The organism is Streptomyces sp. CA-179760 (assembly GCF_050937045.1).
Taxonomy (GTDB): Bacteria; Actinomycetota; Actinomycetes; order Streptomycetales; family Streptomycetaceae; genus Streptomyces.
Genome location: NZ_JBNJLZ010000001.1, coordinates 1341857 through 1357141, shown reverse-complemented (window position 1 = coordinate 1357141; position 15285 = coordinate 1341857). Strand labels below are relative to the sequence as shown.

The following is a 15285-nucleotide window of genomic DNA, read 5'->3' as shown; positions in this document are numbered from 1 at the left end:
GCCTCGTCAGTCGCGAGACCGGGACACGTCCTCGTCCAGCGGCGACGCGTCGGAGGTCTCGCGCATCCGAATGTAGACGAGCAGCGAGATCAGGACACAGGCGGTCACGTAGTAGAAGTACCAGTTCTCGTGTCCGGCCTTCTTGAACCACAGGGCGATGTACTCGGCGGTGCCGCCGAAGACGGCCACGGTCAGCGCGTACGGCAGGCCGACGCCGAGCGCCCGGATCGAGGTCGGGAACAGCTCCGCCTTCACCACCGCGCTGATCGATGTGTACAGGGAGCTGACGGTCAGCGGCCCGACCATGAGCAGGAACGCGTACACGGGGTCGCTTGTGTGCGACAGCAGAGTGAGCGAGGGCACCACCACCACGGTGCCCAGTACCCCGAACGCGATCAGCAGGGGACGCCGCCCCACCCGGTCGGAGAGCAGCCCCATGACCGGCTGGAGCAGCACGAACACGAGCAGCGCGAAGAAGTTGATCCAGGCAGCCGTAGGCTTCTCGATGCCGCTGGTGTTGACCATGAACTTCTGCAGGTACGTCGTGTACGTGTAGAAGAACAACGTGCCGCCCATGGTCAGGCCCACCACGACCAGGCACTGGCGCGGGTATGAAAGCAGCAGCCGCAGGCTGCCGCGGGCCGGGCCGTCCTGCTCCTTCTCGTCCTCCGACGCGGCGCGCTCGAAGCTCTCGGACTCGTCCATGCCGCGCCGCAGCCACAGCACGATCACCGCCCCCGCGGCACCGACGACGAACGCGATCCGCCAGCCCCAGGAATCCATCTGCCCGGGGCTGAGCACCTGCTGCAGCACGATCTGCAGGCCGAGCGCGGTCAGCTGCCCGGCGATGAGGGTGACGTACTGGAAGCTGGAGTAGTAGCCGCGGCGGCCGGGGGTGGCCACCTCGGACATATAGGTGGCGGAGGTCGAGTACTCACCTCCCACCGAGAGCCCCTGCAGCAGCCGCGCGGTGACCAGGAGGACCGGCGCGGCCACCCCGATAGAGCCGTACGACGGGGTCAGCGCGACGATCAGCGAACCGGCCGCCATCAGTGTCACCGACAGCGTCAGCGCCGCGCGGCGGCCCCGGCGGTCGGCGTAGCGGCCCAGGACCCACCCGCCGATCGGCCGCATCAGGAAGCCGACGGCGAACACCGCGGCGGTGTTCAGCAGCTGCGCGGTCTGGTCGCCGGAAGGGAAGAAGACGGACGCGAAATAGACGCTGAACGCGGTGTACGCGTACCAGTCGTACCACTCGATCAGATTGCCGATCGATCCGCGCATGATGTTGCTGACGACCCTGCGTTCGTCGCGACGCGGCTTGCGCGCACGCTCGGCTGTGGTCTGTGTGGCCATCGGAACTCCCTTGTCTGCGGCCCGGAAGCACACAGAGTCGACGGCCCGAACAGGGCAGTTCAACGCCGGGAGCCAAGTCCTTACAGTCCCTTAGGGCTTCCCCGAGCGACATGATCGGCACGGCGACGGTTAATGCGGAGATCCGCTCAGCTGGTGACCACGGATGAATACTCAATTATCCTGGTTTGCAATCAATACCGTGTATAACGATCAGGGTCCGGTGCTGCTTTGGGCAGGATGGCGCGATGACGCAACCGGGAACCACCGGGGGCGAACCGGTTGCGGAGCCGGTGAGGTCCGACGGCGAGGCGGCAACGGCCACGGCGGTCGTGGACGCCCACGGCAGGCTGACCGGGTGGAGCGAAGGCGCGCGGCGGCTGCTGGGGTACGAGGAGCCGGAGGTCACGGGCCTTTCCGCGGCCGTGCTGCTCGCCGACGAGCCGCCCACCGGCACGCTGCGGTCCATCATCGCGGGACTACGCCGGTGGAACGGCTCGGTGGACCTCCGCCACAAGGACGGCCGCCTCGTCCGGGTGAGCCTGCTGGCCCACCGCCGAGAGCGGGACCCCTCCGGCGACGGCCGCGGCCCCGAGTGGCTTCTGGTCTCTCCGGTCGCCCGTTCCCGTACGGAACCCGAGGAGGACGGTCTGCTCGGGTGGTCACTCACCCAGTCCCCGTGCACCACGGCGCTCTACGACACGGAGCTGCGGCTGCTGCGGGCCAACGCGGACATGGAACGCGTGATGGGTCTGACCGAAGCCGAGATGCGCGGGCTACGGGTGTCGGAGATCGTCCTCGACGCGGAGAGCCGCCGCACCGAGGACTCGATGCGGCGGGTCCTTGCGACCGGCGAACGACAGCACCTGCGAGCCGCCCTGCAACTGTCCGGCGATCCGCGGGAGAGTCTGTGGTCGGTCACCCTGGCACCGGTGCACGACCCCGACGGCATGGTCCGGGGTGTCCTCCTGTCCGCCCACAACATGACCGAGGAGCACCTGGCCCGGCAGCGCCTCGCCCTGGTCGCCGAGGCCGGGGTCCGCATCGGCACCACCCTCGACCTGACCCAGACCGCTCAGGAAATGGCCGACGTCGCCGTCGGGCAACTGGCGGACTTCGTCACGGTGGACCTGCTCCCCGACATCGAGGACGACCAGGAACTGCGCGCCATGACCCTGCCCAGTCCGGTCATGCTGCGCCGGGTCGCCAACCAGTCGGTGCTGCCGGGCTGCCCCGAAGCCGTGGTGCCGCTGGGCACGGTCGCGGTCTACCCGAACGTGTCACCGGCGGCCGAGGTCCTCGCTTCGGGACAACCCCTGATCCACGAGGTGACCCCGGCCGCGGTGGCCAAGTGGGAGAGCCAGGCGCCGGACCGGGCGGAACGGGTGCGACGCTTCGGCTTCCACTCGGTCCTGGCGGTGCCGATGCGGGCCCGCGGCATCACGCTCGGCGTGGCCACCTTCACCCGGCACCGGAATCCGGAACCCTTCACGGAGGACGACCTGCTCCTGGGACAGGAGATCACCGCCCGGGCCGCGCTGAGCATCGACAACGCCCGCCGCTTCACCCGGGAGCGCACCACCTCGCTGACCCTGCAGAGCAGCCTGCTGCCGCAGGGACATCCCCGGCAGCCCGCGGTCGAGACCGCCTCGCGCTATCTGCCGGCCAGCGCGCAGGCCGGTGTGGGCGGCGACTGGTTCGACGTCATCCCGCTCTCCGGCGCCCGGGTGGGCCTCGTCGTCGGCGACGTCGTAGGGCACGGGATCCAGGCCTCGGCCTCCATGGGGCGGCTGCGCGCGACCGTGCGCACCCTGGCGGACGTCGACCTCCCGCCCGACGAGCTCATGACACACCTGGACGATCTGGTGGACCGGCTCTCGGCCGAGGGCGAGGACGACGCACCCGGCAGCGCCGCCGCCGACATCGGAGCCACCTGTCTCTACGCCGTCTACGACCCGGTCAGCCGGCGCTGCTGCGTGGCACGCGCGGGCCACCCGGCGCCGGCGCTGCTCATCCCCGGCAGCGAACCGTTTCTGCTCGATCTTCCCGCCGGGCCGCCCCTGGGGCTGGGAGGCCTGCCGTTCGAGTCGACCGAGATCGAACTGCCCGAAGGCAGCCTGCTCGCCCTGTACACCGACGGTCTCGTCGAGGCGCGCGGGCGCGACATCGACCAGGGAGTCGACGACCTGCTCAAGACGCTGGCCCGAGCGGGTTCCTCGCTGGAGAGCACCTGCGACGACGTGCTGCAGGCCCTGCTCCCGGACCGCGCGGAGGACGACGTGGCGCTGCTGCTGGCCCGGACCAAGGCCCTGGACTCGGGCCATGTGGCCACCTGGGACGTTTCCCCGGAACCCTCCGAGGTGGCCCGGATCCGGCGCAGCGTCACCCGGCAGTTGCAGGAGTGGAACCTGGAGGAGGACGCGTTCGTCACCGAACTCGTGGTCAGCGAACTGATCACCAACGCCATCCGCTACGCCGAGCCGCCCATCGAACTGCGCCTGATCCTGGACCGCAACCTGATCTGCGAGGTGTCCGACACCAGCAGCACCGCACCGCATCTGCGCCGCGCCCTCACCTACGACGAAGGCGGCCGCGGCCTGCTCCTGGTCGCCCAGCTCAGCCGGAGGTGGGGCACCCGCCACGCCCGCCGCGGGAAGATCATCTGGGCGGAACAGGCCCTGTCGACCGGCGACGCGGGGCCGGCCAGGACGTGATCCGGCTGTGGCGGGGGCGAACTTCCCAGGGGCGGAGTCGCGCGGGCTCTCCCGCAGCGTCTGTCAATGCCACACTGTGCCCCCGGGAAAAAGGGGGCGGGCATGGGATTCGGATTCCGTGTCGGTGTGGACGTTCAAGCCTCCGTCCGAGCCATGGTCATCGTCGAGCTCTGGACGGCGCCCGGCTCACCGTAATTCTCACCAGGGGGAACCACCATGCCGCCTTACAGTCTCGAGAACCGGCTGGTCATCGGGATAGCGTCAAGCGCCCTCTTCGACCTCGAAGAATCCGATGGCGTGTTCCGGCAGGAAGGTGAGAAAGGATATCGTGTATATCAGCGGGCCAATCTCGGCAACACACTCCAGCCAGGTGTCGCTTTCCCTTTCATTCGCCGCATCTTGTCGCTGAACGACTTGAACCCGGAAGGCGATCCGCTGGTCGAGGTGATCATCCTTTCCCGCAACGACCCTGACACGGGACTTCGAGTCATGCGGTCCATAGAATCGCACGGCCTGCCCATCAGCCGTGCCATATTCATGCAGGGCCGGGCGCCGTACAAGTTCATGCGCGCCCTGCACATGTCCCTCTTCCTGTCCGCGGATGAGAGCGACGTACGGGAAGCAGTGGCCGCCGGGCTACCTGCCGGGCGGGTCCTCGGGTCCGTCGTTGCCGACGACCCGGAGGACAGGGACCTGCGGATCGCCTTCGACTTCGACGGCGTTCTCGCCGGCGATGAATCGGAGCGTGTCTTCCAGCAGGGCGGCATGGAAGGATTCCGTGCCCACGAGACCATGAACGTCGCCACCCCTCACGACGCGGGCCCGCTCCGCGACTTCCTGCGTGAAATCAACAAAGTGCAGCGAAGGGAGGAAGAATGCCGCGGGGAGGACGAAAATTACGCGATCCGCGTCCATGTATCCATCATCACGGCCCGCAGTGCACCGGCGCATGAGCGCGCGATACTGAGTTTGAACAAGTGGGGAGTAACGGTCAATGACGCCTTCTTCCTCGGTGGCATCGACAAGAGTTCGATCATGGATGTACTGCGCCCCCATATCTTCTTCGACGACCAGGAGATCCACCTCAGGGGGACTTCCGGGACAACGCCGAGCGTCCACATTCCCTTCGGGGTAGTCAATCAAGGGGAGGGGGCCGAGAGGTCTGATCAGGTACCTGGGAGGAGGGCTCAGTCAGGCCCTACAGCCCCGCGATCCCGTTCCACCGCTTCCCGAACTCCACCCGCTCCACCGAGGTGATGTCACGTGCGACGGCGAGCCTGCCGCGCAGCTCCGCGTCAGGAAAGACCAGCGGGTTCTCGGCCAGGGTCGCAGTCTCCTCGTCCTTGGCGGAGGCGAGGATCTCCTGGGCGGCCGGGACCGGGCAGACGTAGTTGACCCAGGCGGCGAGTTCGGCGGCGACCTCGGGGTCGTAGTAGTAGTCGATCAGCCGCTCGGCATTCGTCTTGTGCCGGGCGAGGTTGGGGATCATCAGCGACTCGGCCCACAGCTCGGCTCCTCCTTCGGGGACGACGAACTCGATGTCCGGGTCGTCCGCCTGGAGCTGGATCACATCACCCGAGTAGGCCTGACAGGCCAGCACATCCCCGCTCGACAGATCCTTGATGTAGTCGTTGCCGGTGAAGCGGCGGATCTGTCCCCGGCTCACCTGCTCCTCCACCTGATCGCAGACCGTGTGGAAGTCGTCGGCCGTCCACCCGGTGATGTCGACTCCGTTGCCCTGCATCAGCAGCGCGAACGCCTCGTCCAGGCCGGACAGCAGCGTGACCCGGCCCTTCAGGTCGCTCGCCCACAGGTCGGAGACCTGCCGTATCTCCCGGCCGGTCCTGCGCCGGTTGTACGCGATCCCGGTGATCCCGGACTGCCACGGCACCGTGCACCTACGGCCGGGATCGAAGGCCGGCGAACGCAACTGCGGGTCCAGGTACCTGGTCACGTTGGGCTGCCGCGCCCGGTCCATCTCCTGCACCCAGCCGAGGCGCACGAACCGCGCGCACATCCAGTCACTGACGACGATCAGATCGCGGCCGGTGGACTGATGGTTCATCAGTGCGGGGCTGACCTTGCCGAAGAACTCGTCGTTGTCGTTGATCTCCTCGACGTAGTCCACCGATACGCCAGTGCGCTTCTCGAAGTCCTCCAGCGTCGGCCGCCGCGCCTGATTCTCGTCGTCCGTGTCGATGTACAGCGGCCAGTTCGCCCAGATCAGCCGCCGATCGGTAGCGGACAGATCGGCAGCGGCCCGGTCACCGGGCCGTACATACGCGGCCGGCACACCGCACCCGGCCAGTCCGCCGAGCACCGCACCGGAACCGAGCGCACGCAGCAGGCCGCGCCGGGAGAGCGGAGGGATCGTCTTCAGGGGCATTCGGGCAGCATGCCGCGCCCTTCGGGGCCGGACAATTGACACCCCGTCCGGAAGCCCGGCCTGCGCCCGGACACCTTGTCGAGGGGTGGGCACCGCTGTCGCTTGCGGCAGTCCCTTGACCTGCGAATTCATTGGTCCGCATGGCAGTTGACTTTGCTTTCCCTTTGCGGTTGGCTGCGGACTCGACCATCACGATCCGGGGGGGATCTCCATGCACCGCACCATCCGCGCTGCCGTCTGTTCCGTCGCCGTCATCGGCCTCGCGCTCGGCCTCAGTTCGTGTTCCGAGGCGGTCGACCAGGTCGACAAGGCCGTGGACGAGACGTACGAAGTCACCTACGAGGTGACGGGGAAGAACGTCGACTCGATCGAGTTCCACGGCGGCGGTGGCAAGGCCACGGATCCGAAGATCGAGTCGGTGTCCGGGCCCGAGCTGCCCTGGAAGAAGACGGTCGAGCTGCGCGGCATCATGCCGGCGGCGGTCATGCCGGTCGCGGCGGACCCCGAAGGTGCCCAGGTCGCCTGCAAGATCACTTACAAGGGCAAGGTGATCGAGGAGCAGAGCGCCAAGGGCCTGGTGACCGCCGGCGGTTGCACCGCGGAGTCCCCGGTCACGGGGTAACCCTGCAAAGGCTTCGGCGGGACCCCGGCAGGAGGTCCCGCCCCAGCTTCAACCGGCCGTGCCGCGAGGGGTCATGCGATCCGGTCCCCGAATGTCAGGAAGGTGACGCGCGACCTACGCGGCGGCGCTGCGACAGACGGCACTCGGCATGGGTGTGCCCGTGGGCGCTGACCGGCACTGGTTCGGGCCGGTGGACGCCGCGCGGCCGGTAGCCGAGTGCGTCGGAGACGCCGGCCAGGTCGGCGAGGTACCAGACGATGGCGAGCCACATCTCGGTGCCCTGCAAGCCGGGGCGGGTCTGTCGCTCGCCCATGGTGGTGGGGTGCGGGGCGCGGAAGGCGAATCCTTCACCGTCCACCCAGTGCTGGAGCGCGTCGGCGAGCAGTTGCCGTGCCAGGGTGACGACGTCGTCGGCGCGGTGGCCGGTGGCGCGGGTCAGCCACAGTGGATGGGCGATGTCCAGGATGTTGCAGGCGGTCTGCCTGTCCCGGCGGGTGTAGCGGGCATCGCGGGCGTGCCGGAGCACGGAGTCGATGGTCTGCTCGGGGTAGGGCACGGGCAGTCCGTACTGGGCGAACGTGCCGCGGCTGGCGCGGTAGAAGCCGTTGACGACCGGCATCAGACCGTCTGCGGCACTGGGTGTGCCCCACAGGCCGGTGTGCGGGTCGGCGTGGCTGAGCAGCCATCCGAGGAGGGCGTCGAGCGCGCCGGGCTGTCCGCGGACTCCCTTGCCGCGGTTCCACATGAGGGCGGTGCCCAGGGTGTCGGCCCAGTCGCCGCTGTACCAGGGGTTCTCCTGCCAGGGCAGAGCCTCCAAGTGCTCGACGACGTCACCCGCGGTCAGCGCGGCGACGCCCTTCAGGGGATGCGCGAACTCGCTGCCCAGCAGGTCGAGGGCGTAGCCCACGCACAGGAAGTGGTAACCGGTCTCCTCGCTGAAGGGGAGGGCGCCGACAGGGCGTTGGCGTCCGTCCTCGTCGAGCGCGCCGACGATGCCGGTGTGGGGGTCCTGCCAGGAGCGCAGTCGTGCGATCTGCTCGTCCGCGGACAGCGGCAGCGGGGCGCGTCCGAGGAGCAGGTCGGCGATCTCCACGGCGTCGCACTGGGCGCGCACGGTGGGCGGACCGCCGGGTGCGTCGACGAAGAGCCCGCCACCGTCGGGTCCGGGCACGAAGCAACGGGCGATGACGTCCTCGGCCTGGGCGCGGGCGGTGTCCGCGAACGCGGCGAGCCGGCCGGCCAGGTCCGTCGGTGTCCCGTGGGGTTCTGTGGGAGGTGCTCCGCGTCGACGCAGGAGGCGGGCGGGGTTGCCGGCGACTACGGCCCTGGCCGGGACGTCCTTGGTCACCACGCTGCCCGCTCCGATCACGGCACCGTCGGCGACGGTGATCCCGTCGAGCACTACGACGTGGGAGCCGATCCATACGTCGTCGCCGATCCGGATGCCCTGGGAGGACATCGGCTGCCGGAACACCTCGGTGTCGGGGTCCTCGAAACCGTGATTGAAGGCGAGCAGGGAGGTGTGGGCGCCGATGCGTACACCGTCGCCGAGTTCGATGGTGCCGCGGACCACGGCGTAGGGATTGACGGTGCAGTCCCGTCCCGCGCGCAGGGTGCCGGTCAGGTAGGCGCCGGCCGCGATGTAACTGCGGGGGCCGAGCCGGAGGCGCTCGTTCTGGACCGCGGCCAGCGGTGAGACGTAGCAGTCCTCGCCGATGCTGTACTCGTCGCCCGCCTCGCACAGTGTCTGCTGGAAGTGGTGCTGCCGGGCGCGGTCGTCGGCGGTGGCCCGTTCCCAGTAGTGCCAGGGCGAGTAGTCGAACAGGGCGGGCGGGGCGGCGGCGTTCGAGTCCGTCATGGGGTTCGTGTCCCTTCGGGTTCTGCAAGGTCATGTTCTCCGACCCGTCGATGACGAAAACCCCGCTGTGCGCAGGGCGAGGTGTCCGGCGACGGTTCGGGTCGGACCTTCTCCCGGGGCCACACCCGACGCCGTTTCGCTCTCCGGCACCGCGGGCGGGCAGTCCGGTAAGGCGCCCGCTCGCGGAATCGCCGGCGGAGTCACACGGCTCGGGCCCCGTCACGGTCGGTTCGACCCACGCTCAGCAGGGAGCGGTGACGTTGCCGCAGTAGATCCAGCCGTGGACGGTCTTGGGATGGCCGTTGCCGAACGTGTACTCGACGTAGTACCAGAGGTTGTTGTGGGTGTTGTACGCGTTGTGGCTCCAGTACACCGTGTCGCCTGCGTTCGTCCGTGCGACCACGTCGCACGTGGCCGCGTAGCACTTCCTGATCGGGGCAGCGCTCAGTGTGGTCGTGGGGGTCCACGCCGCGGCTGAGACCTCGCCGCTGCCGGGGTTGTCGCCGGCTGCCGCGGGCGTGGCCGCGAGACCGGTGGTGAGTGCGGCGGTGGCTGCCGCGAGTGCGAGCATGCGTCGGATTCGCATGATCTTCCTCCTCAAGTCGGTGGCACGAGAAGTCGGTGGCACGAGCGTGAGGTGGGGCCGGCCGGCGGGACAAGGTGTGCGGGTGTCCGGGGGCGTCCGAGACAGCCGCGGGCCGCTGACCTGCGGTGTCCGGGTGGTGTCCGGGGCGGCCGACGAGGTTGGGATCCGGACCCGCGGAGAACCTGCGACTCCTCTGTGGGCGCTGCGACCGTCGCAAGGGCGTGGGCTGACGAGGAGAGGGCCGACCACCGCGACCCGGTCGGATCTGTTCGACCTGTCGGACATTGTTCGAAACCTATTGACGCTGCCCTGGGCGTCGACTGAGACTCTCGCAACACACGTCACCTGCGTGTAACGGCAGGCCCACGGCAAGAGATTGCCGTCGCCCGGTCGGCACCTCGTTCCGCGTTCCGCCTTGCCCGCAATCAGCCATGCCTCAGCAGGGAACCTCGACATGACGCACGTCGCACGATGCGCACGACTTCGCAGCCGCGCGAGACGCCTGGCGGGCCATCTCGCCGGACTGACCGCCGCGTCGATGCTGTTCACCCTCGCCGGACCCACCGCTTCCGCACAGGCGGCACCGGCGGCGCCCGCGGCACCGGCGGCAGAAGCCGCGGACATCACCGACGGCCTGGCCCTGTGGTACAAGCTCGACGCGGGCTCCGGCGGAACCGTGACCGACGCCTCCGGCAACGGCCGCAGCGGCACAATCAGCGGCACCGCCGACTGGTCGGCATCCGGTCAGGGGCTCGCCTTCAACGGGTCGGACACCTACATCAAGGTCCCGGACGACGTCATGAAGGGCATGGACGCGATCACCGTCTCCATGGACGTACTGATCGACTCCGCCCAGAGCACGCCCTACTTCCTCTACGGCTTCGGCAACACCAGCGCGGGCAGCGGCAACGGCTACCTGTTCACCACCGGGAACTCCCTCCGCACCTCCGTCGCGACGGGCAACTGGTCGACCGAGCAGACCACCAAGCCGTCCGACTCCCACAACCTGACACGCGGCGTGTGGAAGCACCTCACCTACGCCCAGACCGGCTCCACGGGCGTGCTCTACGAGGACGGCGTCGAGGTCGGCCGCAACACCTCGGTCACCACCACGCCCGGCGCCATCGGCTCCGGCACCACCAAGGCCAACTACATCGGCAAGTCCGTCTACGACGGCGACAAGCTCTTCAAGGGCCGGATACGCGACTTCCGTGTGTACGACCGGGCCTTGGCCGGCTCGGAGGTCGAGCAGCTCTCCCTCCCCGTCGCCACACAGGGCGTCGCCGACGACAAGCAGGCCCTGAGCCTCGGCGACACCAGCGGCGTCACCGCCGACCTGGACCTGCCGAAGACCGGTCCGGCCGGCGGCTCCGCCATCAGCTGGGACAGCGACAACCCGTCCGTGGTGTCCGACACCGGCAAGGTGACCCGCCCCGAGGCCGGCTCACCGGACGGCCGCGCCACCCTCACGGCGACCCTGAAGAAGGGCACCGTGACCGGCACCAGGACCTTCGACATCACGGTCCGGCCCGCACTCGACGACGATGCCGCCACCCGCGACGCCGCCGAGGCACTCGCGGTCCACAACCTCGACGACGCCCGCGGCAACCTCACCCTGCCCAAGAGCGGCAAGTACGGCACGGCCGTCACCTGGTCCTCCGCGAAGCCCGACGTCGTCTCCGCAGATGGCGAGGTCCACCGCCCCGCGCACGGCGACGGCGCCACCACCGTCGAGCTGACCGCCACCGTCACCAAGGGCGAGGCGAAGGCCACCCGCGTCCTGACGGCCAAGGTGCCCGAACAGCCCGCCGAAGCGGCCCTCAAGGGCTACATGTTCAGCTACTTCACCGGCGAGGGCACCTCGGACGGCGAACAGCTCTACGCCGCCCTCAGCAAGGGCGACGACCCGCTGCACTGGCGCGAGCTGAACGACGGCAAGCCGGTCCTCACCTCCACGCTCGGCGAGAAGGGCCTGCGCGACCCGTTCATCATCCGCTCCCCGGAGGGCGACAAGTTCTACCAGATCGCCACCGACCTCAGGATCTACGGCAACGGCGACTGGGACGCCTCCCAGCGCACCGGCAGCAAGTCCATCATGGTCTGGGAGTCCACCGACCTGGTGCACTGGACGAACCAGCGCCTGGTCAAGGTCTCACCCGACAGCGCGGGCAACACCTGGGCGCCGGAGGCGTTCTACGACGCCGAGCGCGGCGAGTACGTGGTCTTCTGGGCGTCGAAGCTGTACGACAACGCCGACCACTCCGGCGACACGTACAACCGCATGATGTACGCCACCACCCGCGACTTCTACACCTTCAGCGAGCCAAAGGTCTGGATCGACCGCGGCTACTCGGTCATCGACTCCACGATGATCCGGCACGACGGCACGTACTACCGGCTGTCCAAGGACGAGCGGAACAACAGCTCCTCCACGCCCAACAGCAAGTTCATCTTCCAGGAGAAGAGCGACTCGATCCTGAACCCGTCCTGGACGCCGGTCGCCGAGGGCATCGGCAGGGGTGCGATGAACGCCGCCGAGGGACCACTGGTGTTCAAGTCCAACACCGAGGAGAAGTGGTACGCGTTCCTCGACGAGTTCGGCGGCCGCGGCTACATCCCGTTCGAGACGACCGACCTCGACTCCGGCACCTGGACCCCCTCCACCGGCTACGACCTGCCCGCAAAGCCCCGCCACGGCACCGTGCTGCCGGTCACCAAGGCCGAGTACGACCGGCTGCTGCGCGCCTACCAGCCCGACCAGATCGTGAAGAGCGTCGAGGACGTGTCGGTGAAGACCCGGGTCGGCTCCGCCCCGGTCCTGCCGGCCACGGTCGTCGCCGAGTACGCCGACGGCGTCAAGCGGCCCGTCTCCGTCGACTGGGCGGACGTGCCGGCGTCGTCGTACGCGCGGCCCGGCACCTTCACGGTGACCGGCAGCCTGCCGAACGGCGCCGCGATCCCGGTGCGGGCCGAGGTCACCGTGTCGGAGCAGGGATCCGACGTTCCGGCCGATCTGCTGCTGCACTACGACTTCGACGAGACGGGCGGCAGCATCGCCCGTGACTCCAGCGGCCACGGCTACCACGGCACCTACGTCCGCACGCCCGACTTCGGCACCGGTGTCGAGGGCGGCTCGTTCAAGATGTCCGGTGACTCGTCGAGCTCGCCGTACGTGAAGATCCCGAACGGTGTGCTGAAGAACGCCGACAGCGTGACCGTGTCGACGTACGCCAAGTGGAAGGGCGGCAGCGGCTTCCAGTGGCTGTTCGGGCTCGGCCCGGACAGCGACAAGTACCTGTTCGCCACTCCGTCCAACGGCGGCTCCAGCCTCTACTCGGCCATCACGAAAGCGAGTTGGTCGGCGGAGTCGAAGCTGACAGCCGGCTCGCAGCTCACGCCCGGTCAGTGGCGGCACGTCACGGTGACGCTGGACGGCGCCACCGGCACGATGGTCCTCTACGCAGACGGCGTCGAGGCGGCCCGCACCACGACCACCATCAAGCCGTCCGAGCTGTACAGCGCGGCCAAGGACTACAGCGGCTACATCGGCCGCTCCCTGTACGCGGCCGACCCGTACTTCGGCGGCGAGGTCGACGACTTCCGCGTCTACGACCGCGCCCTCACCGGCACCGAGGTCATGGAACTCAGCGGCAACACGGCGGGCATCGCCAAGGTGACGCACCCGGCACTCAAGGTCGACGCGCTCATCGACAACGGCAGCGGCACGATCACCCTGCCGATGAAGGCGGGCACCGATCTCACCGCGCTGGCACCGGAGTTCACGCTGGCCGAGGGCGCGACGATCAGCCCCGCCTCCGGCAGCGTGCGCGACTTCACCAAGCCGGTGACGTACGAGGTCACCGGGTCGGACGGCAAGAAGCGCACCTGGAAAGTCTCGGCGCTGATCATGAAGACCCCGGTCCTGCCGGGTCTGAACGCCGACCCGAACATCGTGCGCTTCGGTGACACTTTCTACATCTACCCGACGACCGACGGCTTCGAGGGCTGGAGCGGCACACAGTTCAAGGCCTGGTCCTCCACGGACCTGGTCCACTGGAAGGACCACGGCGTCATCCTCGACCTGGGGCCTGACGTCAGCTGGGCGGACAGCAGGGCCTGGGCGCCGGCGATGACCGAGAAGGACGGGAAGTACTACTTCTACTTCTGCGCCGACGCGAACATCGGCGTGGCCGTCTCCGACTCGCCCACCGGCCCCTTCAAGGACGCCCTGGGCAAGCCCCTGCTGAAGGCCGGTGACTTCCCCGGCCAGATGATCGACCCGGCCGTCTTCACCGACGACGACGGCAAGCAGTACCTCTACTGGGGCAACGGCCGCGCCTACGTCGTCCCGCTGGGCGACGACATGACCTCCATCGACACCTCGAAGGTCACGGACATCACCCCGAGCGGCTACAACGAGGGCACTTTCGTCATCAAGCGCAAGGGCACCTACTACTTCATGTGGTCGGAGAACGACACCCGGGACGAGAACTACCGCGTCGCCTACGCGACCGGCCCCTCGCCCACCGGCCCGTGGACCAAGCAGGGCGTGATCCTGGAGAAGGACCTCTCCCTCGGCATCAAGGGACCGGGCCACCACTCCGTCGTCCACGTCCCGAACACCGACGACTGGTACATCGCCTACCACCGCTTCGCCATCCCCGGTGGCGACGGCACCCACCGAGAAACAACCATCGACAAGCTGGAGTTCGACTCCGACGGCCTGATCAAGAAGGTCGCCCCGACTCTCGGCGGCATCGACCCGGTCACCGTCGTCCACGCCGGTCCGGACGCCACGGGCACCGAGGGCGGTCCGATCACGCTCGCCGGCACCGTCTCCGGGGCGGGAACCCCCAAGTGGAGCGTCCAGGACGGCGCCCCGTGCACCGTCAAGGACCCCGCGGCAGCCCGCACGACCCTCACCTGCACCGACGACGGCACCTTCCAGGTCACCCTGGCCGGCGGACGCGGCACCGACACCGCGACCGTCAAGGTCGCCAACGCAGCCCCGGCGATCACAGCCGCCAAGGGCCCCGGCTCGCCCCTCCCGGTGGGCAAGGCCGCCGTCGTCACCGCCTCCTTCGACGACCCGGGCACGGCCGACCGCCACACCTGCACGGTCGACTGGAAGGACGGTGGCCGGCCGACGACCGGCACGGTCACCGGCACCGGCTGCCGCGCCGCACACGTCTACGACGACGCGGGCATCCACCGCCCGGTCGTCACGGTCACCGACGACGACAAGGGCACGGACACCACCACGCTCGCGGAGCTGATCGTCTACGACCGTGCCGCCGGACCCGCCGCCGGCGCAGGCACGATCACCTCCCCGACGGGCGCCTACCCGGCCAGGCCGGGGCTGACCGGAAAGGCGGCCTTCGCCCTGGGCGCCCAGTATCGGAAGGGATCCACCGTCCCCAGAGGCAAGGCCACCTTCGTCTTCGGCCCCGCCCGGCTCACCTTCCGTTCGACCGGCTCCGACTGGCTCGTGGTGAACGGCTCCCGGGCCGTCTACCAGGGCACCGGCACGGTGGACGGCAGGGGCGGCTACGCCTTCAGAGTCACCGCCACCGACGGCCCGGACACCTTCCGCATCAAGATCTGGAAGAAGTCCACCGGCGATGTCCTCTACGACAACAGGACCGGCGCCAGGACGAAGGGCATCGTCACCATCGGGAACCAGCGCGGTTAGGCGGGATGCTGGAAGCCGTGTGGCAGGTGTGTGTCACCGCGGTGCGGGACGCGGAGTTGTGCTTGCCTAGAGCG

General features: G+C 68.9%; 8 protein-coding genes. 4 read left to right on the top strand and 4 right to left on the bottom strand.

Annotation, left to right across the window (positions count from 1 at the left end):
• Positions 1-6 precede the first annotated feature (6 nt).
• Complete coding sequence (locus tag ACQEV8_RS05845) at positions 7-1356, bottom strand: MFS transporter (protein ID WP_432957940.1); 1350 nt, start codon at positions 1354-1356, stop codon at positions 7-9.
• A gap of 245 nt (positions 1357-1601) precedes the next feature.
• Between ACQEV8_RS05845 and ACQEV8_RS05840 the strand changes: the two genes are divergently transcribed.
• Together ACQEV8_RS05840 and ACQEV8_RS05835 are read left to right on the top strand one after the other, a co-directional pair.
• Positions 1602-4067 carry a SpoIIE family protein phosphatase gene (locus ACQEV8_RS05840; RefSeq protein WP_432957938.1) on the top strand — a complete coding sequence of 822 codons (2466 nt, stop codon included), beginning with the start codon at positions 1602-1604 and terminating at the stop codon, positions 4065-4067.
• 216 nt (positions 4068-4283) lie between these two features.
• Positions 4284-5324, top strand: coding sequence for a 5'-nucleotidase (locus ACQEV8_RS05835; RefSeq protein ID WP_432957936.1), 1041 nt, complete (start codon positions 4284-4286; stop codon positions 5322-5324).
• Here ACQEV8_RS05835 and ACQEV8_RS05830 read toward each other — a convergent pair.
• Positions 5266-6453, bottom strand: a complete 1188-nt coding sequence (locus ACQEV8_RS05830) for a polyamine ABC transporter substrate-binding protein (protein WP_432957935.1) — start codon at positions 6451-6453, stop codon at positions 5266-5268. The genes ACQEV8_RS05835 and ACQEV8_RS05830 overlap by 59 nt on opposite strands.
• A gap of 211 nt (positions 6454-6664) precedes the next feature.
• Between ACQEV8_RS05830 and ACQEV8_RS05825 the strand changes: the two genes are divergently transcribed.
• Positions 6665-7075 (top strand): MmpS family transport accessory protein, encoded by a 411-nt coding sequence (locus ACQEV8_RS05825; protein ID WP_432957933.1) that lies wholly within the window; start codon positions 6665-6667, stop codon positions 7073-7075.
• Between the two features lie 94 nt (positions 7076-7169).
• Here ACQEV8_RS05825 and ACQEV8_RS05820 read toward each other — a convergent pair whose 3' ends face one another.
• Both ACQEV8_RS05820 and ACQEV8_RS05815 read right to left on the bottom strand, forming a co-directional pair.
• Positions 7170-8933, bottom strand: coding sequence for an acyltransferase (locus ACQEV8_RS05820; RefSeq protein ID WP_432957932.1), 1764 nt, complete (start codon positions 8931-8933; stop codon positions 7170-7172).
• A 241-nt stretch (positions 8934-9174) separates the two neighbouring features.
• Complete coding sequence (locus tag ACQEV8_RS05815) at positions 9175-9519, bottom strand: hypothetical protein (RefSeq protein ID WP_432957930.1); 345 nt, start codon at positions 9517-9519, stop codon at positions 9175-9177.
• 454 nt (positions 9520-9973) lie between these two features.
• On the opposite strand from ACQEV8_RS05815, the gene ACQEV8_RS05810 reads away from it, so the two are divergent.
• Positions 9974-15211: a family 43 glycosylhydrolase gene (locus tag ACQEV8_RS05810; protein ID WP_432957928.1), complete on the top strand. Its 5238-nt coding sequence runs from the start codon at positions 9974-9976 to the stop codon at positions 15209-15211.
• The last annotated feature ends 74 nt before the right edge of the window (positions 15212-15285 follow it).